At 61.6% G+C, this 26,160-nt stretch carries 28 protein-coding genes; 25 read left to right on the top strand and 3 right to left on the bottom strand.

The genetic code is table 11. The features are described 5' to 3' along the window. Positions 1 to 37 precede the first annotated feature (37 nt). Complete coding sequence (locus D2N39_RS19210) at positions 38 to 274, top strand: ATP-binding protein (protein WP_233557288.1); 237 nt, start codon at positions 38 to 40, stop codon at positions 272 to 274. 78 nt (positions 275 to 352) lie between these two features. Here D2N39_RS19210 and D2N39_RS23430 read toward each other — a convergent pair whose 3' ends face one another. Further along, the gene (locus D2N39_RS23430; RefSeq protein WP_407645603.1) at positions 353 to 1,420 is read right to left on the bottom strand and encodes a hypothetical protein; all 1,068 of its coding nucleotides are present in this window, start codon (positions 1,418 to 1,420) and stop codon (positions 353 to 355) included. 230 nt (positions 1,421 to 1,650) lie between these two features. Here D2N39_RS23430 and D2N39_RS19200 point away from each other — a divergent pair, with 230 nt between their 5' ends. The 9 genes from D2N39_RS19200 to D2N39_RS23155 all read left to right on the top strand — a co-directional run bounded on the left by D2N39_RS19200 (position 1,651) and on the right by D2N39_RS23155 (position 10,770). Then, a complete protein-coding gene (locus D2N39_RS19200; RefSeq protein ID WP_119136411.1) occupies positions 1,651 to 2,535 on the top strand; it encodes a recombinase family protein in 885 nt (294 codons plus the stop codon). 443 nt (positions 2,536 to 2,978) lie between these two features. Next, positions 2,979 to 4,187 (top strand): plasmid partitioning protein RepA, encoded by a 1,209-nt coding sequence (gene repA, locus D2N39_RS19195; protein ID WP_008030564.1) that lies wholly within the window; start codon positions 2,979 to 2,981, stop codon positions 4,185 to 4,187. After that, complete coding sequence (repB, locus tag D2N39_RS19190) at positions 4,177 to 5,133, top strand: plasmid partitioning protein RepB (RefSeq protein WP_119136410.1); 957 nt, start codon at positions 4,177 to 4,179, stop codon at positions 5,131 to 5,133. Before repA ends, repB begins: the two co-directional genes overlap by 11 nt. 230 nt (positions 5,134 to 5,363) lie before the next feature. After that, complete coding sequence (locus tag D2N39_RS19185; RefSeq protein ID WP_233557286.1) at positions 5,364 to 6,542, top strand: helix-turn-helix domain-containing protein; 1,179 nt, start codon at positions 5,364 to 5,366, stop codon at positions 6,540 to 6,542. Positions 6,543 to 6,684: 142 nt separating this feature from the next. After that, complete coding sequence (locus tag D2N39_RS19180; RefSeq protein ID WP_119136409.1) at positions 6,685 to 8,877, top strand: ParB/RepB/Spo0J family partition protein; 2,193 nt, start codon at positions 6,685 to 6,687, stop codon at positions 8,875 to 8,877. A 99-nt stretch (positions 8,878 to 8,976) separates the two neighbouring features. Next, positions 8,977 to 9,450, top strand: coding sequence for a hypothetical protein (locus tag D2N39_RS19175; protein WP_119136408.1), 474 nt, complete (start codon positions 8,977 to 8,979; stop codon positions 9,448 to 9,450). 106 nt (positions 9,451 to 9,556) lie between these two features. Continuing rightward, positions 9,557 to 9,817: a type II toxin-antitoxin system ParD family antitoxin gene (locus tag D2N39_RS19170; RefSeq protein WP_119136407.1), complete on the top strand. Its 261-nt coding sequence runs from the start codon at positions 9,557 to 9,559 to the stop codon at positions 9,815 to 9,817. Next, entirely contained in the window at positions 9,817 to 10,155 is a 339-nt protein-coding gene (locus tag D2N39_RS19165; protein ID WP_119136406.1) for a type II toxin-antitoxin system RelE/ParE family toxin, read from the top strand. Before D2N39_RS19170 ends, D2N39_RS19165 begins: the two co-directional genes overlap by 1 nt. Positions 10,156 to 10,605: 450 nt before the next feature. Further along, a complete protein-coding gene (locus D2N39_RS23155) occupies positions 10,606 to 10,770 on the top strand; it encodes a hypothetical protein (RefSeq protein ID WP_165375273.1) in 165 nt (54 codons plus the stop codon). 273 nt (positions 10,771 to 11,043) lie between these two features. Here the strand turns inward: D2N39_RS23155 and D2N39_RS19160 are convergent, their stop codons facing one another. Continuing rightward, positions 11,044 to 11,364, bottom strand: coding sequence for an H-NS histone family protein (locus tag D2N39_RS19160; protein WP_119136405.1), 321 nt, complete (start codon positions 11,362 to 11,364; stop codon positions 11,044 to 11,046). A gap of 429 nt (positions 11,365 to 11,793) precedes the next feature. Here D2N39_RS19160 and D2N39_RS19155 point away from each other — a divergent pair, with 429 nt between their 5' ends. Then, on the top strand, positions 11,794 to 12,198 hold the full coding sequence (locus D2N39_RS19155) for a single-stranded DNA-binding protein (protein WP_119136404.1): 405 nt from the start codon (positions 11,794 to 11,796) through the stop codon (positions 12,196 to 12,198). 90 nt (positions 12,199 to 12,288) lie between these two features. On the opposite strand, the gene D2N39_RS19150 is transcribed toward D2N39_RS19155, so the two are convergent. Beyond that, positions 12,289 to 13,089: a GntR family transcriptional regulator gene (locus D2N39_RS19150; protein WP_119136403.1), complete on the bottom strand. Its 801-nt coding sequence runs from the start codon at positions 13,087 to 13,089 to the stop codon at positions 12,289 to 12,291. Positions 13,090 to 13,360: 271 nt separating this feature from the next. On the opposite strand from D2N39_RS19150, the gene D2N39_RS19145 reads away from it, so the two are divergent. The 14 genes from D2N39_RS19145 to D2N39_RS19080 form a co-directional block, all read left to right on the top strand. Continuing rightward, on the top strand, positions 13,361 to 14,635 hold the full coding sequence (locus tag D2N39_RS19145; protein WP_119136402.1) for an ABC transporter substrate-binding protein: 1,275 nt from the start codon (positions 13,361 to 13,363) through the stop codon (positions 14,633 to 14,635). Between the two features lie 77 nt (positions 14,636 to 14,712). Next, positions 14,713 to 15,615, top strand: a complete 903-nt coding sequence (locus D2N39_RS19140) for a carbohydrate ABC transporter permease (RefSeq protein WP_119136401.1) — start codon at positions 14,713 to 14,715, stop codon at positions 15,613 to 15,615. 1 nt (position 15,616) lies between these two features. Next, positions 15,617 to 16,456 (top strand): carbohydrate ABC transporter permease, encoded by an 840-nt coding sequence (locus D2N39_RS19135; protein ID WP_119136400.1) that lies wholly within the window; start codon positions 15,617 to 15,619, stop codon positions 16,454 to 16,456. Between the two features lie 8 nt (positions 16,457 to 16,464). Further along, a complete protein-coding gene (locus D2N39_RS19130; protein ID WP_119136399.1) occupies positions 16,465 to 17,529 on the top strand; it encodes an ABC transporter ATP-binding protein in 1,065 nt (354 codons plus the stop codon). Between the two features lie 31 nt (positions 17,530 to 17,560). Continuing rightward, positions 17,561 to 18,574, top strand: a complete 1,014-nt coding sequence (locus D2N39_RS19125) for an SIS domain-containing protein (RefSeq protein ID WP_119136398.1) — start codon at positions 17,561 to 17,563, stop codon at positions 18,572 to 18,574. A gap of 49 nt (positions 18,575 to 18,623) precedes the next feature. Further along, the gene (locus tag D2N39_RS19120) at positions 18,624 to 19,871 is read left to right on the top strand and encodes an NAD(P)/FAD-dependent oxidoreductase (RefSeq protein ID WP_158589887.1); all 1,248 of its coding nucleotides are present in this window, start codon (positions 18,624 to 18,626) and stop codon (positions 19,869 to 19,871) included. Next, on the top strand, positions 19,868 to 20,674 hold the full coding sequence (locus D2N39_RS19115) for a PfkB family carbohydrate kinase (protein WP_119136396.1): 807 nt from the start codon (positions 19,868 to 19,870) through the stop codon (positions 20,672 to 20,674). The genes D2N39_RS19120 and D2N39_RS19115 overlap by 4 nt, the downstream gene beginning before the upstream one ends. A gap of 80 nt (positions 20,675 to 20,754) precedes the next feature. Continuing rightward, positions 20,755 to 21,744: an SIS domain-containing protein gene (locus D2N39_RS19110; protein WP_119136395.1), complete on the top strand. Its 990-nt coding sequence runs from the start codon at positions 20,755 to 20,757 to the stop codon at positions 21,742 to 21,744. 50 nt (positions 21,745 to 21,794) lie between these two features. Then, positions 21,795 to 22,625 (top strand): PfkB family carbohydrate kinase, encoded by an 831-nt coding sequence (locus tag D2N39_RS19105; RefSeq protein ID WP_119136394.1) that lies wholly within the window; start codon positions 21,795 to 21,797, stop codon positions 22,623 to 22,625. A gap of 239 nt (positions 22,626 to 22,864) precedes the next feature. Next, on the top strand, positions 22,865 to 24,064 hold the full coding sequence (locus tag D2N39_RS19100; RefSeq protein WP_119136393.1) for a DUF932 domain-containing protein: 1,200 nt from the start codon (positions 22,865 to 22,867) through the stop codon (positions 24,062 to 24,064). A 122-nt stretch (positions 24,065 to 24,186) separates the two neighbouring features. After that, entirely contained in the window at positions 24,187 to 24,627 is a 441-nt protein-coding gene (locus D2N39_RS19095) for a JAB domain-containing protein (protein ID WP_119136392.1), read from the top strand. 113 nt (positions 24,628 to 24,740) lie between these two features. Next, on the top strand, positions 24,741 to 25,370 hold the full coding sequence (locus D2N39_RS19090) for a DNA repair protein RadC (RefSeq protein ID WP_199725308.1): 630 nt from the start codon (positions 24,741 to 24,743) through the stop codon (positions 25,368 to 25,370). After that, positions 25,357 to 25,848: a DUF6878 family protein gene (locus D2N39_RS19085; protein WP_119136391.1), complete on the top strand. Its 492-nt coding sequence runs from the start codon at positions 25,357 to 25,359 to the stop codon at positions 25,846 to 25,848. Before D2N39_RS19090 ends, D2N39_RS19085 begins: the two co-directional genes overlap by 14 nt. Positions 25,849 to 25,858: 10 nt before the next feature. Next, positions 25,859 to 26,160, top strand: a 302-nt coding sequence (locus D2N39_RS19080) for a DUF6915 family protein (protein WP_119136455.1), incomplete at its 3' end; no start/stop codon positions are given.

Raw genomic sequence — 26,160 nt, 5'->3', positions numbered from 1 at the left:
AAAGGCTCGGCAGTCGTTGTCCATCATCCCATGACCCATGGCCGTCATCACTATCGCGGACAAAGGCCAGGGACTGCCAGAAGAACAGCTTGAAGCGGTCTTTAAACCGTTTGTGCGGTTGGAAGGGTCTCGCAGCCGAGATACCGGCGGCGTCGGCCTCAGGCTGGCAATCGCTCGCACAATCATTCAGGCGCACGGTGGTACAGTCGTGCTCCGCAATGTGGCGGCAGGTGGCCTGGAAGCAGTTGTATGTTTGCCGCTCGGTGATGCGTGATCTCTCCTCACAAGAGCGTCCAGCATACTTGGACTATCGAAGCTTACCCTCAGAAAAGGCTCTGGTACAATCTGGCCGCTAAACCGCTGCACGCCACATCCTGAAGCGACCTTGGCCAGTCACCTCGCAGATCAGCCCACGCGCCTCCATCCAAGCCAGGTTTCGCTGGACAGCCGCACGGCTGGCGCCGATCAAAGTCTCGGCCATCGGCGCAGAGACCAGGGGCCATTCGGTCAATACAGCGCGCAAAGCCGGCGGCGTACGGCCAGACAATACGGACATTACAGTTTCCGCTTGAGTGGACCATATTTCGAGATCGTCGAGGTGCCGCATCGCTGCGAGGCATGCGTTGTTCATCCCGTCCAGCCATCGGGTCAACCGCTCTGCCGGAGGTCCGCCGGTACGAAGCCCACCTGCCCCACCCATTGCTACCGGTGCGAAAATAGCACCCTTCCCTTCGGCCGCAGCAATCCGGCCTGCCGTGACCGCAGCTTCCATCCGGTCGCCATGCTGACCGAGACCTGCAAGGCCCCAAAGGTGGAAGCCCAGACAAGCCCGAGTGATCGGGTGCAAATGTCTGGCGGCGCCTATCAAAGCGAGCCAGCCATCGGCGCGATCAGTGAAATGCTCGGCGTCATCGGCTAAGTTTTCAGGGTCCCGCCGGTCGAGAAAATCGGCTAGCCCCAGTTCTGGGTCCGGGCCCCCAATAAGACGCCGAACGGCCCATCCAACGCGAGCTAGTGCTCCAGAGTCGTCCTGCGCGCCAGACAGACGAAGAGCGATCCAAAGCGCAAGACGGTCAGGGCTGACTCGGTCTCCAGCGAACCAGCTTAGCTCTGCAGCCTCGATCAAAGCCAATCGGTGCCGCCAACCTGATGGGCTGCGGCGCAGACGCTCGTCAAGCGCGCCCAGCCTACCGGCTACGCGTGCGAGGCGGGCCGCACAACCCGCTTCCGCCCGGACCCAATCCGCAACGACTGATGTTTCGCTGGGTTCAGATCTTGGGCCTGGAAGCAGATAATCAGGTTCCTCATCCATCGGTCCTGGCAGGAACCACAGGTCGTCTTCGGACGCCTGTTCTCTTGCCTCGGGATCGCCGAGGGTTTCGTCAGGAAAATCAGTCAGAACAGAGTGGTAGGGCTTCATATGCGCAAAATACGCCTATTATGCAAACTACCCAAGGGTTTTCTGCGGGGCTGCATTTGCTCCTTATATAGTACGCGCGCGCGGCGTCCGTGGAGAGCGCTCTGGTTGCGCTCAGTGCATGGGAACCAAGGGGTTTCTTGCGATCACCGCCATAGAGAGCACCCTTGCATTCGTTTACAAACGGTCGTTTACTCCTGACATCCGCAATTGCAAAAGAGGCCCCCTGCCCCGTGCCACTCATCGGATACGCGCGTGTTTCCACCGAAGACCAAACCGCCCTGCCCCAAGTTCAGGAGCTGCGCTCCGCAGGCTGCGTGGAAATCGTGGAGGAACAAGCATCTGGCGGCAGTCGCACGCGGCCAGTTCTGGCGCGCGTGCTGGATCAGCTGCGCATCGGCGATACGCTCGTCGTGGTTCGGATCGACCGCCTTGCCCGCTCGCTTTCTCACCTCTTGGAAATCATCGAGCGGCTGGAGGCGAAAGGCGCACATTTCCGGTCCTTGCAGGATCCAATCGACACGGCGTCGCCTCAGGGCAAGTTCACCTTGCAGGTTCTGGGCGCAGCCGCCGAGTTTGAACGGGCCTTGATACGCGAGCGCACCAAGGCCGGGTTGCGATCTGCCAAGGCAGAAGGGCGGGTTGGCGGCAACCCAGGCCTAAAGGCTGGCGACCCCGTGGCAATCCGCAAGGCAAGGGCCGCGCGAGTGGAAAGCCATTTCCATAAACTGAACGCCAATGCCGACCAGTGGGTGCCGGAGGTGCGCCGTCTGAGGCCGGGCCTGCCTTGGGAAGACGTGCTGCGCATCGTCAATTCAGGTCTGCCGAGCGAGGCGCAGCCTTGGTCCCTGCCCCGCCTGATCCGTGCTGCCAAAACCTTCGTTCGCGAAGGCCTGCTGCCAGTCACTATCCTTTCCCGTGCCACCGCATCCGACAAGGATGATCGCCTGCCCGCCATCGTCGCGGGCATCAAAGGCGCAGATCCCAAGATGACTCTTCAAGGCATCTGCGACCGGCTAGAGACCATGCGCGAACGGACACCTAGGGGCCGCAGCAAGTGGGAGCCGTCATCGGTCAAGATGATCTTGGAGCGGGCGAAGAAGTTGGGACTGTTGTAGTAGGTAACGCTTTTCGGTGCCCATTAGGCCAAAAGGCATTCTACTGACAGGCTCAGACGAAGAATCGCTTGCGATGCTCACTCGAACACGATTGCCGTGGTCAGGTCTGCTACAGCGTTACTGAGCCTTGTCAAAGATTTTCCAAGCATCACGCGTGGGTTCAAGGGCGTCGGGTCCTGTGGATAAGTCTCGCAACATTTTCTGTAATCCTTACAATACCCTACACCCAACCTTTAACAGGTCACTTTAGCCTTTTCGCATCATATGGTGCCATGGCCGGCAGAAAGCACAAGATAGCTGCACAAGATTTGCCTTGAGTTTCTTCCCGACGGGCGTCATATCTGTAACGCGAAAACTAAGAAAACGACGTCCACTGCGTTCCTGCTGGCACCGATAGACTGCAGATCACGGGTAACGCTTAAGAGATGTCTCGAGACAGGCGAATGATGATGCACCAAGTGCTGCATGACAAGCTCAAGGCAGACGCAGAGCGGCTTTCTGAAGCCCTTGAACATATGTCGAAGCTTTTTCTGGCACCGAAGGAAGAAAAGACACTCCGCGCCTTCACAAGTGCAGAAGTCGGAGAGTTGTTGCGGGTGAGCGACGGCTATCTGCGCAAGGCGCATTTCGACGGCAGAATTCCAGAAGTCGAACAGGGACCGGGTAACAAGCGCCTTTATTCCGCCGAGAACATCCTCCAGATCCGCAATATTCTGGCTCAGAATGCAAAGGATCCGTTTCAGTTCCTTCCCGGTCGGCGACAAGGTGACAAGCTTCAAATCTGGTCAACCGTCAACTTCAAGGGCGGATCCAGCAAAACTACGACCACCGTGACTCTCGGGATGCGGCTCGCCCTGCGTGGATACCGTGTGTGTTTGGTGGATGCAGACCCTCAGGCCTCACTGACGACCTTCTTTGGATACCAGCCAGAGATCGACTTCCGCCACGGCGGTACGCTGTATGATGCAATTCGCTACAACGATGGCGAAACGTCCCGGGTGCCAATCGTGGACGTTTTGCGCAAGACCTACTTCCCGAACCTGGATCTAGTGCCCGGTGGGATCATGCTCTCGGAATTCGAAACCGAAACTCCAACCGCGCTGAGCCGTGGCGAACAACCCGTCTTCTTCAATCGGATCCGCGACTCGCTACGACAGGTTGAAGACGATTATGACATCGTTTTAATCGACTGCCCGCCTCAGCTTGGCTATCTGACGATGGCGGCGGTCTGTGCATCGACGTCGCTTCTCATGACCATCATCCCTGAGCGTGTCGACCTTGCCTCGGCCAGCCAGTTCCTGACGATGGCGTCGGGCGTGTTGGAAGTCCTGTACTCGAACGGTGGCATCGGCGCGTATGACAATTTCGCCTACCTCCTGACGCGCTTCGACACCGCTATCAGCACGCAGCAGGACTTGTCTGAATGGCTCAGACAATTGCTAGGCGACAGTGTGATCAAGACGCCCTTCGTGAAGTCTTCGGCGGTTAGCGAGGCCGGCCTTTCGCAGAAGACAATCTTCGAAGTGGACCTCGCTACGACCAAGAACCGAAAGACTTATGAGCGAGCCCTAGAGTCGGTGATGAGCTTTTCAAATGACATTGAAAAGATGATCCAGTCAGCATGGGGTCGAGGGGGCACAAATGAAGCGTGATCTTCTTGCCAAGAGCCTAGCACAAATGGGCTCAAAGCCTTTGATTGCTGCCGAGGCAGGGTCGAAGGTGGACGAAAACTCGCCTCGTTCCCTGAAGAGCATGTCAGACGTCCTTTCTCAGGTCTCGGCACAGGCGGCCCAGGACGTGGATGTCAATGAGATCGGCGATTCTGAAATCGCGGATCGTTTTGACGTATCAGAAGGGCTCGATGATCTGATCGAGTCCATCAGGACATCAGGACAACAGCTCCCTGCCCTACTCCGCTATCGCCGCGGACCTGGCCCTCGCTATGAGGTGGTTTACGGACGCCGCAGAATTGCCGCGTGCCGAGTGCTTGGAATCAAGGTCAAGGCTTATGTCAAGGAAATGGACCACCGCGAGGCTCTTGTCTCGCAGGCCCTGGAAAACTCTGCGCGCCTAGAGCGCAGCTTCATCGAACAAGCCATTTTTGCCACCAAGCTGGAGGACCAGGGCTTCACCCGGGCCGAGATCGGCGATGTGCTAGCTGTCGACAAGGGAACGCTAAGCAAGCTGATTGGCGTTGCCCGAGACGTGCCCGACGCAGTGATCTACAAAATTGGCGCCGCGCATGAAGCAGGCCGTCGCCCATGGCTGGAACTGCGTCGTCTGGTCAAAACGGAAAACGCCCCTTCCGACAGGTCTGTCCTCTTGCTTGTTCCTGAAGAAGGCACTGCGGCCGAGAAGCTCAGCGCTGTCATCGATGCGCTGCAGAAGGTCGCGGATGCACAGCAGAACGCAGCGGAGTCCGCCGCCAAGGGCCCCTCTCCTGCCCCCCTCAAACAAATGCCCGCAACTTCGGTGGCTTTCAGGTCCAAAGGCCAGCGTCTTTTGATCGAGGTTTCCGACAGAAAGGAGCGAGGGTTCATCAACTTCGTGGAGACGCAGCTTGAGCGCCTCTACAAGGAGTGGAAAGAAAAATCATGACGCCGAAACGGTTAAGTGATTGATCTTTATAGGGTTGGCCATGGTCAACCCTGATCAAACAGGCAAGAAACAATCAAAAAGGAGGCAGACGTAGCGCAAAAAGAAACCCCCCGAAGGCGGTGAAGCACTCCAGAGGGTCCCGATTTACTCGCAATCTATTGGTACCCAAAAAATCGAATCACTGCAACACCGATTTCGGTGACGGGTATCCTTTTGCTGTCTGAAAACAGATGGAACAAGAAGCAGTCACGACCATCGAGGTCGAGGCACAGTTGAGTTGTGCGCCTTCAATCTTCGATTCTTTCGCCGGTATTGGCACGATCGAACACCAGCCACACTTCGTACCTGTAACGCGGCGCGCGCTTATGGCGGCGGTCAACACCACAAGTCGCGCACTGGGCCTGCGGCCGCCTTCAGTCGTTGTGCTTGACGCACTCTTGAGCTGCCTTCCCTGCAACGATCCGAAAACAGGGAATGACAGCCCAATCACGCCACTCACCCTGCTGACCGTGTTCGCTTGCAACGACACTTTATGTTTCCGCGCGAAAGGCATAACGGACAGGCAACTTCGGCGACACCTTGAGAAACTTGAAGCCGCGAATCTAATCCAACGGCGTGACAGCGCCAACGGCAAACGATTCCCAATTATGCGCAACGGTAAAGTCATCGGCGCGTTCGGCATCGACTTGTCGCCCCTGCTCGCACGGTCTGACGAAATCCTTGCACTGTCTCAGAAACATCGTCAGGAAGCCGACGAACTTCGAGGCATGAAAGCCTACATCCAAAAACTGCGTGGTGAATGCCTCTCCCTCTGCCTGCAAGGCGAGGCCCTTGAGTTCGTCGAAGCCGCCCGCAACTTTATGCGTCGAACCGGAGTCACTGTACTTCAAGCAAGCAGCGTTATCAGCAGACTTAAACGCATCCTGCAAAGTAAGGTAGTCACTCCAAGCGTACGGCATCTCGAAGAGTTGGCCGCGGCCAACAATCCAGAACACGAACAACGCCAAGAACAAGCACCGTCTTCTAACTCGAGCAAACCGACCGCCTCAGACGGACAAAATGTCCGGCACAAAGAGACTCAAAAATCATATACAAAAAAAACCTTCCCGCGCACGATGACCGAGCTGTGGGCTTGCTTGACCGAAATCCCGGCCTTTTATCCAGACTACCCCACCACAGAACACGGCCTCCTACAGCTGTTATTTGAGTTTGGTAAGATGCTCAGAATAGACAGCGCTCTGTTGGGTAGGGCGGTGTCTGTGCTTGGCCTAGCAGAAGCAATTCAAGTGGCAGATCAAATGGCCTGCAAGATCGACCAGCTCAAAAGCCCTGACAACTACCTAACGAGAATCTTAGCCGGTTGCGCCAAGACAAGAGTTGGCCATGGCCAACTTTGCGTTGGTACGTAGATTATCCAAATGAAACGCGCCGCCCTGCCGGGCTCTCGTTCGCACCCATGTCCAGTACGAAAGTGAGAGAATGGTTGGTTTGAGGGTGGCGGGAAGTGAGATCGGGAGAGTGGCTCCCGGCGCCCGTCGTGGAGAAGACCTGATGGCCCAAGCTGCCCAGAAGATTACCCTGTCGTCCTCGCGGGACATCCCCTTTGACAAGCTGGTGCTGAGCCAGTCCAACGTCCGGCGCATCAAGGCCGGTGTGTCAGTTGAAGAGTTGGCCGAGGACATCGCCCGCCGTGGCCTGTTGCAAGGCCTGAGCGTGCGGCCAGTGCTGGATGCAGATGGCGTCGAGACCGGCAAATTCGAGATCCCGGCTGGCGGTCGACGCTTTCAGGCGCTGTCGCTGCTGGTGAAGCAGAAACGGCTCGCGAAGACCGCGCCTGTGCCTTGTGTGTTGCGTGATGTGACATCAGATATTCTGGCCGAGGACGACTCCTTGGCTGAGAACATGCAGCGCGTTGCCTTGCATCCGCTCGATCAGTTCCGTGCCTTTGCTGCCTTGCGGGAGAAGGGTCAGGGCGAGGAGGCGATCGCTGCGGCCTTCTTTGTCACCCCGCAGATCGTGAAGCAGCGGTTGAAACTCGCGTCCGTGGCCCCTGCCCTGCTCGAGGTCTATGCTGAGGATGGCATGACGCTGGAACAGCTCATGGCCTTCACAGTGAACCCCGATCACGAGCGTCAGGCGCAGATCTGGGATGCGGTGAAGAACTCCTGGAACAAGGAGCCCTATTCGATCCGGCGCATGCTCACGGAAACCTCTGTGCGGGCCTCGGACCGGCGCGCGGTGTTTGTCGGTGTTGACGTCTATGAGGCGGCGGGTGGCGTTGTCCTGCGCGACCTCTTCCAAGGCGATGATGGCGGCTGGTTGGATGACCCTGCCCTGCTTGACCGTTTGGTCGCGGACAAGCTGCGAGTCGAGGCGCAGGCAATCGCCGCGGAAGGTTGGAAGTGGATCGAGGTGTCAACTGATCTGCCCTATGGCTATAGCCACGGTCTGCGGCGTCTGGTTGGCGATCCATCGCCGCTCAGCGCGGATGAAGCTGCAGAGCATGCCAAGCTGCTTGCGGAGTATCGCACGCTTGAAGAGGAATACTCTGGCCAGGACGAATACCCTGAAGAGATCGACACGCGGCTTGGCGAGCTGGAAGGTGCGATGGAAGCCTTGGAGCAGCGCCCGCTGATCTTCGATGTAACCGAAGTTGTCCGCGCAGGCGTCTTCGTGACGTTGGATCGGGATGGCAACCTGGCTGCCCATCGCGGCTATGTCCGGCCGGAGGATGAGCCTCGCGAAGAGACCGTGGCCAACTTTGGCGATGATCTGGATGCGGAAGGGCAGGGGGCTGATGGCATTGTTTCCGCCTATCAGCTTCCGGCTGGCACTTCTGCGGCCACCGTCATCACTTCCGGGGGTGAACCGTTCAGTGCCGGTCTGCCAGACGATGAGGATGATGGTGCGTTGAAGCCTTTGCCGGAGCGTCTGGTCATGGAGCTGACCGCACATCGCACCCTCGCCTTGCGCGAGGCGATTGGGCGTTCGCCCGACGTGGCCTTGACGCTGCTGCTGATGAAGCTGGTCAATGACACCTTCCGCAGTTCCGGGGCTACGGGCAGTTGCTTGGAGGCTTCTGTGCGCACCGTGTACATGTCGGCACAGGCCCCCGATCTGAAGGACAGTCCGGTGGCCAAGGCCGTGGACGATCGTCATGCTGCCTGGGAGGCCGATCTGCCGCTTGGCGACGATGCCGTGCTCTGGGATTATCTCTCGGCCCTCGATCAGGCCAGCCGTCTAGCTCTGCTGGCGCATTGCCTGAGCTTCGGGATCAACGCGCTGCATGAGAAGGTCAACCCTTACGGTGCGGGCATCTCGGCCAGCGGGTTGACCCGGCGCATGGCGCAGTCCGAGATCGTGGCCCAAGCAGTCGATCTCGACATGGTCGCTGTTGGCTGGGAGCCGACGGCGGACAATTACCTGAAACGGGTTCCCAAGGCGCGCATTCTCGACGCCGTTCGTGAGGCGAAAGGGGAGGGCACTGCGCAGTTGCTCGACCATCTGAAGAAGGGCGAGATGGCGACGGAAGCCGAGCGCTTGCTCAAGGGTAGCGGCTGGTTGCCAGAGGTTCTGCGGCGCAGTGATCTTGCCGCTCTGGACGGTGATGTCGCTGCAGAAGGGCAGGGGGCTTTGAGCGAAGAAGTCTTGGGCGATCAGGACAACGGCGAGGAAATCGACTTGCCCGCGTTCCTGATGGCCGATTTGCCCGTGGAAAGCACCGCGATGATGGCTGCTGAGTGATCTGAGCCTCCGAGGGCGGGGAAACCCGCCCTTAATCACCACAAATTACAACAATATCAATATGATGAGTGCGAATGCTCGCATTCAGGATGAGGAATCATGTCCGCAAACACAATCATCGACAAAGCTCCCTTGGGCGCGCTCATTCGCTACACTGATGGCAGTCCCAAACCGCCCGCACGCTTCACCAAAAAGCTGGCATCTTGGGAAAGGTCCAACGGTGTTGGTCGCCTGGTGAAGAAAGAGCCGCAGCGGCCTTATCCGACCTGGACGGCTCCGGCCTCCTTCACGCTGCATGAGGGGAACTTCTCCTCAGACGGGGTGATCCTCGTGACCATCATGCGCAGCCACTCGGCGGATAGCCGGTTGGTCTTCGAAGTCATCGAGGAGCCCAAGGTGGGGCAGGTCCGCGTGCTACTGGACTTCGGTGGCAACACTGAGCTGCTGCATCTGGCGGTATCGGTCAATGCGGCGGAGCTTTGGATTGCCAAGGAGGGCTATCGCAGCGCGCGGTTCGAGATCGTCGGAGCTGAAAACGACGATGGGGCAGGGGAGGCGGCTATCGCCGCCTGAGGGGATTAATTTCTGGCTCGGCCACTGCCGTCTTGCGGTTTGGTCGAGCCTCTCTCGACAGATAGGCGCCATTGGCATATATTGCCAATCAAATGGAGATCACGGCATGGCCACCCGCAACGTTGTTCTGACCGAACCCCAGTCAAGGCTGATCGACGATCTGGTTGCCTCGGGTCGCTACCAGAACGCCTCCGAGGCGCTGCGGGCCGGTTTGCGCTTGCTGGAGCGCGAAGAGGCCGAGTTCCGTGACCTGCGCTCACGGCTGACACGTGGCGTGCTTGAAGTCCGGGAGGGGGCTTTCGCGCGTGGATCGGGTGAAGAAGCAATCCGGCGGGTCTTTGCAACGGCGCAAAAGTCCGCATCCTGATGCCAAAACCATGGGTGTTGACGCGGCAAGCAGAGGCCGCACTGAAAGATATCGCGGTTTGGACAGTTGAGACTTTTGGCCGGCGGCAGGCAGACGCTTACGCTGAAGACCTCATCGAAAAGTGCCAGGCACTGGCGGACGGTGCTGCACCTTCCAAAGACTGCCGTCGACTGGTTGATCCTGCGCTGCCCGAGAACCTGCGTTATGCCCGGTCCGGACAGCATTATGTGGTCTTTATTGCCGCGCCAGACCGGATGATCGTCGTTGACTTCCTGCATGTCAGGATGGACCTGCCTGCTCGGCTTGCCGCCTTGGGCGAAGGCGACAGCGGCGAATAGCCAACTCTCAATTTCAAAACGCACGGTAGAGGGCACAGAAGGCGGACATCGCCGCCTGAGCCTTCTCATTGACCAAGGGGGCCCGCCGCACGCGGGCCTCTCATCCAGCATCAACCTGTCCCTCGCATTTGCGCGGGGCACCAAAGGCTCCATCCCCAGTAATGCCTCAGTCAACCAAATGCATGTCTGCAAGGCTGGCGGGGTGAGCATCAGCGGGACAATTCGGCTCCTTGTGTCAAAGTACCATCCCCCGCTTGCCAGTCCCTTCCTTGGCCCAAATCCAGTCTTCGAGATCAAGCCACAAGGGCTCGGACTACGGGGCGAGCCCGTGCCGCCGGCCGGATTCGGGGCAAGCCCGAACGCACCCGGTGATGTCAGACCGTCTTTGGGCCTGCGGGTTCCTGTCAGCGCGGGGGATGGTCCCTCGCCTCCCAGCAGGAGCCAAAACAGATGTCCCGCAAAGATGCACACGCCTTCGCCGCCTCCCTCGCCGCCACGCTCATGGTTTCGATCGTCGTCTTTCAGGCAGGGGATGGAACCTTTGGTGCCGTCCCCGCCGATGAAATCGACGGCGACGAGGTTCAGGTGCTTGTTGAGATCGACCCGTGGGCGTAAAGCCCACGGTCGTTAAGAAGGCCCGGGCACGGCGCGAACGCGCCTCCGGGCTTTTCGCCTGTCTGCCCCCAAGAGCCTGACAGGCCCATTGCGCCGACGTCTTGTCGGCATTCCGAAATCCAAAGAAGGCGGTGGCAAGAAACTGAAGCAGATAGGGCAGGGGGCTTTCTCATTTTGGGAGAACTACGCTCTGTAAACATGACCGAGGCGACGTGCTCACAAAAGTGGATTTCTATAACGCGAACGTCCTACTGCTCGGTCACGCACAGGCGGTCAGTTGACTGCCATGTCCTCGGGCGATTTGCCTGCTTCTAGGGCTGCGACAAACCACAGCGGTTTGCGCCCCCGGCCTGACCAAGTGAGAGCCGCGTTTTCTGGGTGGCGGTATTTCGCGGCGGCGGGCGCACGGCTGGGTTTCACCTCGGCGCCAATCAGGTCGGCAAGGGAATAGCCCATCTCTTTGGCAATGATCTCGAGCTTGCTGCGGGCATCGCTTTTCTTCCGGTCTTCAAAGTTGGAAATGGCCTTGGCCAGATCCTTCTGCAGGCTTTTGAGCTCCTTGAGTGACATTGCCTCGATGTTGAATTCAGCCATGGGTGCCTCGTGTCCAAAATGATGCCCTCGGGATAGCCGTCACGGCGCGGGCTCGCAACTCCGATCAGGCTGGGGCGCGAATGGCAAGCAAAGGGGCTCAGAGGTGATCAGCCGCTATGGGGGTAAGGACTTTGGGTTTGCCGTCTTAGCAGGGCGAGGAAAGACATGTTCTGCAAGAGCCCCCAATCTCTCCTGTCCTCGGCGCCATCCCTTCGACTGACAATCCCCTAAGCCTGTTCGGGTTCAATCGTGCAACCCCGCGTCAGTCCGAGCCGTGTTGGCCGCCGTTTGCGTCCTGCCCGCTCCACCCCGGACCTTTGGGGGTTTCCGTCTGTTCTGATGGCCCAGCCGTGCACGCCTCACCCGACAGGCTTCTTTCGGGTCTTGTCGAAGGGACGGTCCCAAGGACAGGAAACACAGGAGCTTAACATGCAGAACATCGTCATCCTCGCCGGCAACATCGGTCAGAAGCCCGAAGTCCGCGCCACCCAGAGCGGCACCAAGATCACCAACTTCACCCTCGCCACCTCGCGCCCCCGCCTTTCGGAAGGTCGCGCGATCCGCGACGAAAACGGCTACCGGGTCATGGACACCGAATGGCACCGCATCACCTGCTTCAACGGTCTCGGCAAGACTGTGGCAGAGCACTGCGAAAAGGGCATGAAGGTCCTGGTCCACGGCCGCATCCACTACACCAAGTGGACCGACGCAACCGGCACCGACCGCTACGGCTGTGAGATCATCGCTGAGAAGGTTGATTTCCTCAGCCGCCCGAAGGCGACCGAGAATGAAAACCCCGAGTTGGTCGACCGCGACGATGAGATCCCGTTCTGAAAGGAACTGGGTCTCTCCGAAAGGGCTCGGCGGGGAAACCCGCCGGGTTCCGTCGATGTCGGCCCGAAGCGGACGTCCCCGATTGCGCCTTCATGGCCTTGGACTTGCCCAGTCGGTGAACACGCTTTTCACTGGGCCCGTGTCGTCGCGCAGGGATTCGAAAGCGACGCGGTCAGGATGGTTCCACGAAATCAGGAACTCGGCCGGTCTTCCGTCACGATCATAGACCGTTGAGCGCATAGCCAGCGCACCTGCCCCCGGGGCAAGGCCAAGCAGGTCGGCTTCAGTGTCCGGGGCGATGTCCACGCTGACATGGAAGTCCGATGTTGCGAAGGTCATGCCGAAGCGTTCGCGCAAAAGGGCGTAAAGCGATGGCGCGGCGAATACATCGGCGGCGACCAGTCCGGGAACTCGGTGGTGCGGCAGGTAGCTGGTTTCGACGCAGAAGGGCACCGCGTCCGACAAGCGAAGACGTTTGATCACGATGACCGGGGCGCCTTCTTCCAGATGCAGCCGCCGCGCGATATTGGCATCGGCCTGCGCCTGTTCAAAGAACAGAAGGCGCGCGCCGGGTTTGTGACCGGCCTGTCCCACCACTTCCGAAATCGCGGTCGATACCCGCTTGGACAAGGGCCTCACGACGGCGGGTTCGGGCAGGAACGTGCCCGCTGTGCCCCGTCGTTCCAGATGTCCCGCGTCAACAAGCTGGTTCAGAGCCTTGCGCACGGTCATGCGCGAAATCCCGAATCGCTCTGCCAGTTCACGTTCTGACGGAATGCGGTCGCCATGCGACATGCCGGTTTCCAGCATGAGATTGCGCAAGAGCAGATGCACCCGGGCCAGGGCCGACCCGGGGCGATGATCCTGACTGATGAAAGATGGGATGGGCATTTGGTATACACCGACAGCAGGACACGCGTTGAAATCGCCCCGATTTTCCAGAAGTAGCAGGGGCCATCAGTCCCAATGCCTATACCAACAACACGAAAGAAGCAACTGAAAAGCCGATTGCAGCGCTGCTATGCCGCTGTGCAGCATTAAAAATCGCAGATTCAAGAAAGAAAACCGTTGCTTTGGTCCGCTTGGTATGGATACCAATATACCAATGCTAACCAAGCCGGGCAAATTGGTATAGTTCGGCCAACCAACAAGGGAGAGTTCGATGAAGCATCTTCTTGCCATGACCGCTCTGGCGACCGGTATCCTGGCATCGCTGCCGGGGCTGGCGCAGGACAAGACCGTGGTCAGTTTCCTGCACAAGTTCCCCGAGCCCGAGAACATGGCCTACTTCGACGCCGCCGTGGCCGAGTTCGAGGCCGCCAACCCCGCCATCGACATCGTGATGGAGTCGGTTGCGGATGAGCCCTACAAGGACAAGATCCGCGTCCTGATGGCCTCGGACCAGGTGCCGGACATCTATTTCTCGTGGTCGGGCGAGTTTGGCCGCAAGTTCGCCCGCGAAGGCCGCACGCTGGACCTGACCGAGGCACTGGCCGGGCCGGAATGGCAAGGCCGGTTCGCTGCCGCCTCGCTGGAACCGTTCCAGTTCGAGGGCAAGCAGTTCGGCATTCCGGTGAACGTCGACAGCAAATACATGATCTACAACAAGGCGATCTTCGAAAAGCACGGGCTGGCTGTGCCGACGACCTTCGCCGATTTCATCGCGCTGAACGACGCACTCTTGGCTGCGGGTGAGGTTCCGATCGCCTATGGCAACCAGTCACCCTGGGCCGCGACGCACTACATCGGCGACCTTTTCGCCAAGATGGTCCCTGATGACGTGCGTCAGGCCGACTATCAACTGCTCGCTCCGGCCGACCAGCTATATACCCACCCGGGCTATGTCGAGGCTTTGGCGCTGTACAAATCCTTCGGCGACAAGGGTTATTTCAACAACGGAGCCAACGCGATCTCGCATCAGCAAGCGCGGGGCGCGTTCATCGCCGGCCGGTCGGCGATGGTCTACCTGGAACTGGTCGAGTTCTACATGCTGGCCGACACGCCGGTGGCCGAACAGGGCTGGGGCTTCTTCCCGCTGCCGCCGATGGAAGGCGCCGCTGGCCGCAACGACCTGCTGACGGGCGCGCCGGACGGGTTCCTGATCTCGGCCAAGACGGAACACCCGCAAGAGGCGCTGGCGTTCCTGAACTTCATCACGTCACCCGAACAAGCGGCCAAGTATGTCTCGACAACCGGCATGACCTCGGCGGTGATCGGTTCGGTTACCGAAGAGACCACCACGCCCGAAACGCTGGCCGGGCTGAAGGCGCTGGAAGATGCTGCAGGCATGGCGCTGTGGCTGGATACTGACATGGACACGGCTTCGGCCAACGTGATCCTGGCCGCCGGGCAAGGCCTGTTGTCGGGCGATGAGACGCCCGAGGCGGTCATGGAAAAGGTCCGTGCCGCCGCCAAGGAAACACTGGCCCAGCGGTAAGCTCCCCCGCTGGACCAACGCCGGGCGGCCTGAAGGTCGCCCGGCCATTTCCCCCTCCGGACAGGACTGACAGACCGATGACCGACAGGTCCGATCATACCCGCGCGACGTGGCGACAAAGCTTGCAGGGCTGGCTCTGGGTCGCCCCGGCGCTGCTGTTCCTGGTGGTCTTCGTCTACGGGCCGGCGCTGACGAACATCCGCTTCAGCCTGTTCTCGTTCTCGGCCATGTCACTGGACTGGGATTTCGTCGGCTTCGACAACTATCTGCGGCTGTGGAACGATCCGAAGTTCACCACAGCACTGACCAATAACGCCATCTATGCGGTCATTTCGGTTGCCTGTCAGGTGGGTGTCGCGCTGACGCTGGCGGCCGTGCTAGAGGCGAGGGTTTTTCCCGACCTCTCGGCCAACCTTTTCCGCACCGCGCTGTTCCTGCCGTCGATCCTGCCGGTGGTTGTTGTGGGGCTGGTCTGGCAACTGCTCATGACGCCGACCACCGGCCTGATCGACCAGCTCCTGTGGGAAACCGGCCTGTCGTCCTGGTCGAAAGCCTGGCTGGGAGAGCCGGATACCGCCATTTTCGCGGTGATCTTCGTCAGCCAGTGGCAGTGGACGGGATACATCATGGCGCTGTTCATGGTCGCCATCCGCGCCGTGCCGCGCGACCTGTATGAGGCGATGGAAATCGACGGCGCCTCGGGCATCCAGCAGTTCTGGCATATCACCGTGCCCGGCGTGCGCGAGACGATCCTGATCGTCACCATCATCACCATCCTCGGCTCGCTCAAGGTGTTCGACATCGTCTGGGTGATGACGGCGGGCGGACCGAACCATTCGTCCGAGGTGCTGGGCACCCTGATGTATCGCGCCGCGTTCCGCGACGACATGATCGGATATTCGTCCACGATCGCCACGGTAATCTTCTTCATCGCGCTGACCATCGGTCTGATGCAGATCAAGCTGCAGAAGGATCGCTAGGATGACCGCGCGTTCCCTTACCGCCCTTGCAGTTGCAAACCGCATCCTGTTGTGGGCCGTGTTCCTGACGCTGGCGGTGATCTGCGTCTACCCGATGATCTGGCTGTTCCTGAACGCCTTCAAGACCACGAACGACATGTTCGCCGCCACCTGGGGCCTGCCAAAGGTCTGGCATTGGGAAAACTTCTCGACCGCCTGGAACTATGGCATCTCGCGTTACCTGCTGAACTCGCTGATCGTGACGACCGCCACTGTCCTGATCGAACTTACCCTGGCGACCATGGCCGCCTATGCCCTAGTGGTGCTGAACTTCCGCGCTAAGGCGGCGATCTATACCCTGATCCTTGGCGGCGCGATCCTGCCACCCGAGGTCAGCCTGATCCCGCTGTTCCGCGTCATGGCCGAGACCGGTCTCTACAACACTTACTTCGCGCTGATACTGCCGAACGTGGCTTTCGGGCTGCCCTTCACCACCTTCCTGATCCGCGCCTACATGACCGGCATTCCGGGCGAGCTGCGCGAGGCCGCCCTGATGGACGGCGCGGGCGAGGCGCGTATCTTCCGCGAGGTCTACCTGCCGCTCTGCCGCCCGATCCTGGCATCGGCCGGCCTGATCTCGGCGATGCGGGTCTGGAACGAGTTCATCTTTGCCCTGACCTTCGTGGAAAGCGAAACCGTCAAAACCGTGACCATCGGCGTGATGAGCTTTGCCGTCGCCCTGCGCGCCGACTGGGGCGTGCTGATGGCCGGGCTGGCCCTGTCGATCCTTCCCATCCTTGCGACCTTCCTGATCATGCAGCGCCAGTTCGTTGGCGGCCTGACCAGCGGCGCCGTCAAATGAGTGCCCCCATGGCCTATATGCAGATCAAGGCGATCGCCAAGCAATACGGAACCTATGAGGCCGTGCGCGGCATCGACATCGACATTGCCGAGCGCGAATTCGTCGTGATCGTCGGCCCGTCGGGCTGCGGCAAGTCCACCTTGCTGCGGATGATCGCGGGGCTGGAAAGCATCAGCCGGGGCGAACTGCTGATCGACGGGCAGCGCATGAACGACGTGCGCCCGGCCGACCGGGGCATCGCGATGGTGTTCCAGTCCTATGCGCTTTACCCGCACAAGACCGTGGAACAGAACATGGGTTTCGCGTTGAAGGTGGCCAAAACGCCGAAAGACGAGGCTGCGCGCAAGATCGCCCGGGCGGCGGAGATCCTGCAACTGGGGCCCCTGATGAAGCGGCTGCCCAAGGAACTGTCCGGCGGCCAGCGCCAGCGTGTTGCCATTGGCCGGGCCATCGTGCGCAACCCAAAGGTCTTTCTGTTCGACGAGCCATTGTCGAACCTCGATGCCTCGCTTCGCCTGCAAATGCGGATCGAACTGGCGCAGCTCCACCGCGAGTTGCAGGCGACCATGGTCTACGTCACCCATGACCAGATCGAAGCGATGACGTTGGCCGACAAGATCGTCGTGCTGCGCGACGGGCTGGTGGAGCAGATCGGCGCGCCGCTGGAGATCTACCGCCACCCGGCCAACACCTTCGTTGCGGGCTTTATCGGCAGCCCGAAAATGAACCTCCTGAAGGCGCGGGTCACGGCGACCGAGTCCGGGACGGCCCGCGTCGATGCCGCCGGACTAGTCTGCGACGTGGCCGTGGATCATTTGCCCGCCGTCGGCGCCGAGGTCACGCTGGGCATCCGGCCCGAGCACCTTGTCGCCGGACCCGGTGCGTCGGTGGAGGTGCAGGCCAGTGAGCGGCTGGGCGGCATGACCTACGCCTATGGCCGCCTTGCCGATGGCCAGCCCGTAACCGTGCAGCTTGATGGCGAGCATGACTTTGCCGCGGACGGCGGCCTGACCGTACAGCCCCAGCCGGGCCGCGCGCATCTCTTTTCCGGCGACAGCGGCCTTCGGCTCTGATCCGCCTCATTGGTTTACGAAAGGAAAGACCATGCTGAACTTCGATCCTGCCCGCTTCCTGCGCATCCAGACCGGAACCGTGACCATCGCCCGTGACCTTGGCACGCTGGTCGGGCGTCTGGTGGTCGAGGGGGCCGACAGCCTCTTCTTCATGGGGTCGGGCGGGGCGGGTATCCTGATGCAGCCCGCGACCGATCTGATGCGCCGGGCCTCGAACCTGCCCTGCCACAACGTCCTTTGCGCCGAGATCGTGCTGACTGGGCATGTGGCGCTGGGACCGAAGTCGGTAGTCATCATGCCGTCGCTGTCGGGCACCACGAAGGAAAGCATCGCGGCGATGGACTATGTGAAGGCGCGCGGGGCCACCGTGATCTCGATCACCGGCCATGCCGAGACGCCGCTGGCCAAGGGGGCCGACCACAGCTTTGTCAACTTTGCCGAGGATGACACCTCGTGCGAGATGTTTTACGTCACGTCGCTGGTGGCGGCGCTCGCGGCGATGCGGGCGCGGGGCGAGCGGTCTGACTACGATCGGATCATCGCCGAGCTTGCGGGTCTTCCGCAGCAGCTTCTGGCGGTGAAACAGGCGTTCGAGCCGCGCGCCGATGTGCTGGCGCAGGCGATTGCCGGTGATGGCTGGCACATCCTGACCGGGTCCGGCGCGGCCTGGCCCGAGGCCTATTACTACGGCATGTGCATCCTCGAAGAGATGCAGTGGATCCGCACCCGACCGGTCCATGCCTCGGACTTCTTCCACGGCACGCTGGAACTGGTGGAGAAGGGCGTCTCGGTCGTGGTCTTTGCAGGCGAGGATGAAACCCGCCCGCTGACCGACCGCGTGATCGCCTTTGCCAAGGGCTACACCGACAAGCTGACCGTGCTGGATACCCGCGATCTTGCGACCACCGGCCTGTCGTCCGATCTGCGGGCGATGTTGGCCCCGGCGCTTCTGGCAACCGTGCTGGAGCGGCTTTCGGCGCATCTTGAGGTGATGCGCAATCACCCGCTTGTGACGCGGCGCTACTACAAGCGCGTGGCCTACTGAGATGTTCGCCGGGTTCAGCGACACCCCCTTGTGGCGGGCCGAGATGGCCTTGCCACAGGTCCCCGCCGCGACGGTCGAGCCGCGCGAGGATGTGCTGGTGGTGGGGTCAGGGTTCACCGGCCTCTACACCGCGCTGCATCTGGCGCGGGGCGGGCGGCAGGTCGTAGTCTGCGACGCGGGCGAGATCGGCTGGGGCTGCTCCACGCGCAACGGCGGGCAGGTGTCGTCCGAGATGAAGCCCGACCTGGATGATTTCATCGCGAAATACGGTGAGGATCGCGCGCGGGCCATCCTGTCGACTGGGATCGAAGCGCATCGCCACTTGCGGTCCTTCATCGCCGAAGAGGGCATCGCCTGCAACTACAGCGTCTGCGGCCATTTCATCGGCGCGCACCGGCCCGACCGGATGGAGGGCCTGCGCCACTTCCTGCGCCAGAATGCAAGGCTGGGGGTCGAGGGTGAGGAAGTCCAGAAAGGCCGGGTGTCCGACTTCGTCGCCTCGCCGCAATTTCACGGCGGAGTGCATCTGGCCGACTGGGCCAGCCTGCACCCCGGGCGGCTGGTGGCCGAGCTGGTGCGGCTGTGCCTTGCCGCGGGCGTGCGCTTTGCGCCATTGACCCGCGTGTCGCGGATCGAGGATAGGGTCGATCACATCACCTGCCTTGCGGCCGACCGCACCGTGCGCGCTGCACATCTGGTAATGGCGACCGACGGCTATACCGACGGCGCGTCAAAGTGGATGCGGCGGCGGGTGGTGTCACTGGCCTCGGTGGTGACAGCGACCGAAGCGATGGACCCGGCCGCGGTGCGGGCGATGTATCCGCGCGCTTCGATGGTCTATGACACGCGGATGAATGTGACCTATCACCGGCCCTCGCCCGATGGCGACCGGGTGGTGATCGGCACCGTGGTTCCGGTGAACGTGACCAACGTTGCCGCCTGCCTGCCGCGCGTGCGCCGCAACATCCTGCGGCTCTTCCCACAGCTGGAGGGCGTGAAGATCGCCCATGTCTGGACCGGGTTTGTCGGGGCCACCTTCAGCCATCTGCCGCATGTGGGCCTGCATGGGCGCATGGGCTATGCCATCGGTTACAACGGCACCGGCGTCGCCATGTCGTCCTACCTCGGGATGAAGCTGGCGCAAAAGATGCTGGGTAGGGGCGGCGAGACCGCACTGGACGGGCTGGAGCTGGAGACGCGCCCCTTCTTCCACGGCCAGACATGGTATCGCCGTCCTGTCCTTGCCTTGCATGATCTGAAGGACAACATGGCATCGCGCGGAGCAACCATCGGATGATTGCTTTCGACCTGATAGCCCTTGGCGACAACTGCATCGACCGGCTGACCGGCGCGGTCACGGCTGACCTTGTCGGCGGCAATGCGGTCAACGTGGCGGTGCAGGTGGCGATGCTGGGCCTGAGCGCGGCCTATTGCGGGGCCGTTGGGCCAGCCGGGGAGGCAGATGGCGACCGGGTTCTGGCGGCACTGGCAGAAAAGGGTGTCGATGTCTCGCTGATCGAAAGACTGGGACCCGCAACCTCGGTCACGCATCTGAACGTGGCCCCTGACGGCAATCGCACCATCTTGACCGAGGATTTCGGCGCCTGTGCGAGCTGGGGGCCGGACGGCTCTCGCCTCAGCGCGCTGTCTGCGGCCCGGCATGTCCATATCGGCTGGTTGCAGGATGGCGGCCATGCGCGCCGTGTTCTGGCGCGCGACGGGGTCAGCCTGTCGCAGGATGTGTCCGTGAACGCGGCCCCCGAAGATCTGGGCGTCGAAGGCCTGGCCATCGCCTTCGCCTCGCTGCCTGAAGTGCAGGCCGACCGGGCCGAAGCGCGCGCGGCAGATCTGGTGGCACAAGGCGCGAAGGGGGCCGTCATCACGCTGGGCGCGAAGGGCAGTCTAGCCCTGATCGGCAGTCAGACCTTCCGCGCCATGGCCCCGGCGATTACCCCAGTCGACACCACCGGCGCGGGCGACGCCTACATCGCGGGCTTTCTGGCCGCGCGGCTGAAGGGGGCCGATGTGCCCATGGCCATGGCAGCGGGCCACACCTGCGCTGCCGCCTGCTGCGGCCATCCGGGGGGCTTTCCCCAGTAGTGCCTGACCCATTGCCAACCTGCCGCCTCCCGGAACGCCGTTTCCGGGACCGGCCCAACCTTGCCTGACGAGAGGACCAGATGACCGATAAACCATTCCCGACCGAGGCGCAGATCGCCGCCGCGCTTGCCGCCGCGAAGGCGCGGCCTGAGCTGACCGAAATCTACTTCGTCGCCTGTGGCGGATCCTATGCGCTGATGCTGCCGAACCAGTATGCCGTAGACCGCCATGCGAAAACCATCGCCGGCCACGCGCTAAACGCAGCCGAATTCCTGGCCCGCAACCCGGCACGGTTGGGGCCCAGCTCGGCTGTGATCCTGTGTTCGCACTCCGGCACCACGCCGGAAACGGTCGAGGCCGCCCGCTTTGCCCGCTCGAAGGGCGCACTGACCATCGCGCTGACCAACCTGCCCGGCAGTCCGCTGGATCAGGCGGTGGAGTTCCCGGTCTACTACACCCACGCGCCCAAGACTTTCGCGCTCGACCATTCCGCCGCCGTCATGGCCCGGCTGACCTTCGGCATCATGGGCGTGCGCGAAGGCAACCCTCTCGCGCAGAAGGTAGAGAAGGCGTTGACCGCCCTTCCGGCTCTAATCGACACCGCCATCGCCGCCCATACTGACCGCATCGCCACCTTCGCCGAAGCCATGAAACGCGAGCCGGTCATCTACACGATGGGTGCCGGTGCCAACTATGCCACGGCCTATTCCTACGCGATCTGCATCTTCCAAGAGATGCAGTGGATACACTCCGCCGGTATCCATGCGGGCGAATACTTCCACGGACCCTTCGAGATCACCGATTTCGACGTGCCCTTCATCGTGCTGCGCGGCCTTGGTGCAAGCCGCAAGATCGATGACCGGGGCCTTGCCTTCGTAACGAAATACAGCCAGCGCGTCACCACCCTGTGCGCCGAGGAACTGGGCCTTGGGGTTCTTGACGCCGAAGTGGTGGAACATGTCGAACACATGGCTTTCGGCACCCTGCTGCGGGTCTATTGCGACAAGCTGGCCGATAGTCGCGGCCACCCGCTGACGGTGCGGCGCTACATGTGGAAGATGGAGTATTGACCCAAGGTCGGGGGCGGGCCAGTCCTGCCCCCCATTCCGGCGAGGCCAGCATGACAAACGGACTTCTCTGCATCGGCGACAATGTCGTTGACCTTTACCTTGACCGGGGAGTGTTCTTCCCCGGCGGCAACGCGTTGAACGTGGCCGTTCTGGCCCGCCGTTTCGGGCTTGCCGATGTGGTCTATATGGGCATCGTCGGGAATGACCGTGAAGGCGATCACGTCCGCACCTGCATGGCTGCCGAAGGCCTATCGATCGCCCATCTGCGCCGGGTAGAAGGGCCTAATGGCAAGGCGCAGGTCACCCATGCTGCCGACGGAGACCGGGTCTTCGTCGCGTCAAACCGGGGCGGCATCCGGCGCAAGCTGATGCTCAGGATGGACGAGGATGACCTCGCGCTGATCGCCGCCACGGGCCATGTCCATTCCAGCTGCTTCAGCTATCTGGAACCGGAACTGCCCCGCATCCGTGCCGCCGCGCGCGGGGTGTCGTTCGACTTCTCCACTCTGCACGACCCGGCCTATCTGGCGCAGGTTTGCCCGCATGTCTCGACGGCTTTTCTGTCAGGAGCAGGGCTGGCCGACGTGGCAGTGTCAGAGCTGATCGCGCGGGTCCTCGACCTTGGACCGGACACCGTTTGCGTGACGCGCGGAGACAAGGGGGCAATCTGGGCCAATGGTCAGACCCGCATCGAACAGCCAATTGTGCCCGCCACGGTGGTCGACACTATGGGCGCAGGCGATGCCTTCATCGCTGGCTACCTTGTGGCGAGATTTCGCGGAGATACTCCAGAACAGGTTCTCCAATATGCTGCATTCTGCGCAGCGAAAGCCTGTGGATGGGAAGGCGCATGGGGCTATCCCCTCGCAGACAATCCATAGCCCGCGGCCGAAGTCGTTGACACTGCTATGCCGCCCTACAGCCGTTCGGCGGTTCGGGCCCACAGCGAGTTGGACCCACCGACGCTGGGCGAAGATACTTTTGAACGCCTACGTATTCTAGGTGCGAAGGACCGCTCTCCGACCGTTTTCGCCCCAAAGAGTGAGAGGAGTGCCGGTTTCCCGGTGATGGGTTGAAGGTTGGGAGAGTGGCTCCCGGCGCCCGTCGCGGGAGATAGCCGATGGGCGTTGTGGAAGTTCTGGATCCGGTCGCACCGGCGCGGGCTGGTGGCTGGAAGGTGGATGTCAGCCGGGGTGAACGGAATGGGCGGGTGTCGTCCGAATGGTTCAACCGGCCCGATGATGAGCGGTATCTGTCGCTCGATGATCTCTGGGCGAATGTGAAGGGCCGGTCCGAGCGCAGCCGCAGCCGGGTGGTGCAGACGGCGGATATCCGAGTCGAGGCTGCGCGCGACAGCGCTGAGCGGTTGCACCTGATCCTGCCGAAGGCGCATGAACCGGTGGCGCCCACGCATTGGGCCTTTGGCCAGCTTGCCAGCATCGTCGGCGCGCCTGCCTCTTACCTGCGCCAGTTGCCCGCACCACTGGCGGGCATCAACCTGCAGTACGGCCTGACCAACCACCGCGCCGAGCAGGTGAAGACCTTCGAGACCGAGGATGGCCGCACCGAACTGCGCGCGGTGACCGGCCCCGACTATGGCCGCATCCATGACCACGAACTGGTTGAAGCGGTGCAACGTATCGCGGGTAACGGCACCGGTGACACGCGCTGGAAGGTGCCGGGCGTGCTCGACTGGTCGACCGGGGTCTACAACCCCGATGTCGAAATCAGCCGCGATACGACCACGCTTTATGCCTCGGACCGCGATGTCTTCCTGTTCCTCGTCGACGATCACAACCCGATCGAGGCGGGCCGGTTGCCTGATGGCTCCCCCGATCTCTACTTCCGGGGCTTTTACTGCTGGAATTCCGAGGTGGGGGCCAAGACCCTCGGCATGGCGAGTTTCTACCTGCGGGCGGTGTGCCAGAACCGCAACCTCTGGGGCGTCGAGGATTTTCAGGAGATCACCATCCGCCATTCGAAATACGCCGCCTCCCGCTTCGCCCAAGAGGCGGCACCTGCACTGACACGGTTTGCCAATTCCTCGCCGCAGGGCTTCGTGAACGGCATCAAGGCCGCGCGGCAGCAGATCGTCGCGCGAACGGACGAGGACCGGGACGACTTCCTGCGCAAGCGTGGTTTCTCGAAGGCGGAGTCGGGCAAGATCATCGAGAAGGTGCTGATGGAAGAGGGCCGCCCGCCTGAAAGCATCTTCGACTTCGTGCAGGGCATCACGCGGCTTGCGCGTGACAAGACCCAGCAGGATGCCCGCCTCGACATGGAGGGGCGCGCCAAGAAGCTTCTCGACCGGGTCGGCTGAGGCAGCGCGTCATCCGCTTGACTGCCCAAGTCCGTTGGGCGGTCAGCTTTTCATAATTGCGCCGACGGCCCGCCCTTCGACAGGGCAGGGGCGTCGGTGTTTTCATTTTCCGGAGACCCACCGTGACCCCGCAAGAAGAAACCGTCATCCTCGAGGCCCGCGAAATCCTCGGGCGCTATCTGAACCAGAACCCGGTCCTCGGCAATTGGCAGGCTGTTCGCGATTACTGTGCGGTGGCCGTGCGCGGTGAGGTGGAGCGTTTCCACGTCCTCTACCTCGACCGGCGCAATCGCGTCATCTCGGACGAGCAGCTTTCGGTCGGAACCGTGGACCATGTCCCGGTCTATCCCCGCGAGATCATCAAGCGGGCGCTGATGTTGAACGCAAGCGCCCTCATCGTGGTGCATAACCACCCCTCGGGTGATCCAACGCCATCGGAGGCGGATATCACCATGACGAAGGAAATCCAGAAGGGCTGCAAATACCTTGGGCTGACCTTGCATGACCACATCATCGTGGGTGGGGGCCAGGAACTTTCGCTGCGGGGTTTGGGTAAGATGTGACCCGTCCATCGGATCAACACCTTCCGTCGCCCCTTCGAGGAAGAGGGCGGCGGTTTGGTCTTTGACGCTTGAGGCGGGAAGAGAGGCTTCCCGCACCGTCGGAGATATTCCCCATGTTCGACCTTCCCTTTCCGGCACTGTCTGCGCCGTTTCCGGCTGGCTTCGTGCCGGACACGCTGCACGGCACTCTTGATCCCACGCTGCCTTTTGCCCTGACGCTGGCTGATCGCAATCCCGCGGCTGCGATGTCGGGAGAGGAGCGTCCCCGGATCATCGGCCATTTTTCGACGCTGGCCGAAGCCATGCGGGGCGCGATCAAAATGGTGGACGAAATGGAGCCTGATGCTGCACCGCGCATGCTGGCGATCCTTGACCGCGACGAGCGTCTTGTCCTTGCCGGTGCCGCAGCGAATGGCGCTATCGCTTGGTGCGCTCCGGTCATGACCGCGACTGAGGCCCGGGTCGTGGTTATGGAAGCAAGCCAGCTTCGGGCGCAGGCAAGCCGTGCGGCGGACTGGCTGGAGAGCGATCTCGCAACCCGCCTGCGGCAGCGTGCCGATCTCTTGGAGGCTCGCCTCGTGGATCCACTCTGGCGCGCCTTTGCCACGCGCCCTGCAGATCGCGGCATGACCCCAGAGAGGCAGAGGAGGGCAGGGGGCTTTTGTGAGCTTCGCCGGGGCAAGAGAGTTCCCGGCGGCTCCGACCCTTTCACCTTCTTCGGAGACCCCCATGACCCACGTTGAACCCACCCTCCCGGCGCCGATGCCGCCGTCCACGGTCGACTTCGCCGCAGTGTTCGCGGCGCAGGCCGAGCAAGCCGCCCGCGAGGCCGAACTGCGTCCGGCCAACAAGGATCGCCTGTTCGATGCCCTGACCGCCGCCGGCATTTCTCATGTCACGGTCACCTTCGATGGCGAGGGCGACAGCGGCCAGATTGAAAGCATCGCGGCATGGGCGGGGGAGACAGCTGTCGCTTTCCCTGCCGTGGAAATTCCCTATGCCGCGATCACCTGGGACAGCCCCGAGGTCGAGATGCGGCAGCTTTCGCTCGAAGATGTTGTCGAGCAGCTCGCCTATGATTTCCTCAGCGACACCCATGGCGGTTGGGAAAACAACGACGGCGCTTATGGCGAGTTCTGCTTCGACGCCAGCGCCCGCTGCATCCACCTCGAGTTCAACGAACGGTTCACGTCGTCCGAACTCTTCACCCATGAATTTTGAGGGGGCAGCGATGGCACATCCTTACCACCACGCCCTGTCTTCGGTGAAAAAATGGGGCGGCACGGTCGACGATTACCAGCCCATCCACGCCTGGTACGATAGCTCGAAGGCCCACTCTGCGGATTTCCGCCATCGCGCGATGTTTCATCATGCGGCTGGAATCTGGCTTTCCGAGACTGTCTTCAGGCCGACGATCACGCTGTCGACCGGCAGGATCATTCCGACCCGCTGGGTGGGCGAGCAGCACGTCCGCGAGGATCTGGGGTTCATTCCGAGCTTCACCGACTGGGTCAAGGCGATCCGGCCAGAACC

It is taken from the genome of Gemmobacter lutimaris (assembly GCF_003570715.1).
Taxonomy (GTDB): domain Bacteria; phylum Pseudomonadota; class Alphaproteobacteria; order Rhodobacterales; family Rhodobacteraceae; genus Gemmobacter; species Gemmobacter lutimaris.
Note: the sequence above shows the minus strand (reverse complement) of the source record. Positions and strands in the feature narration are given on the sequence as shown.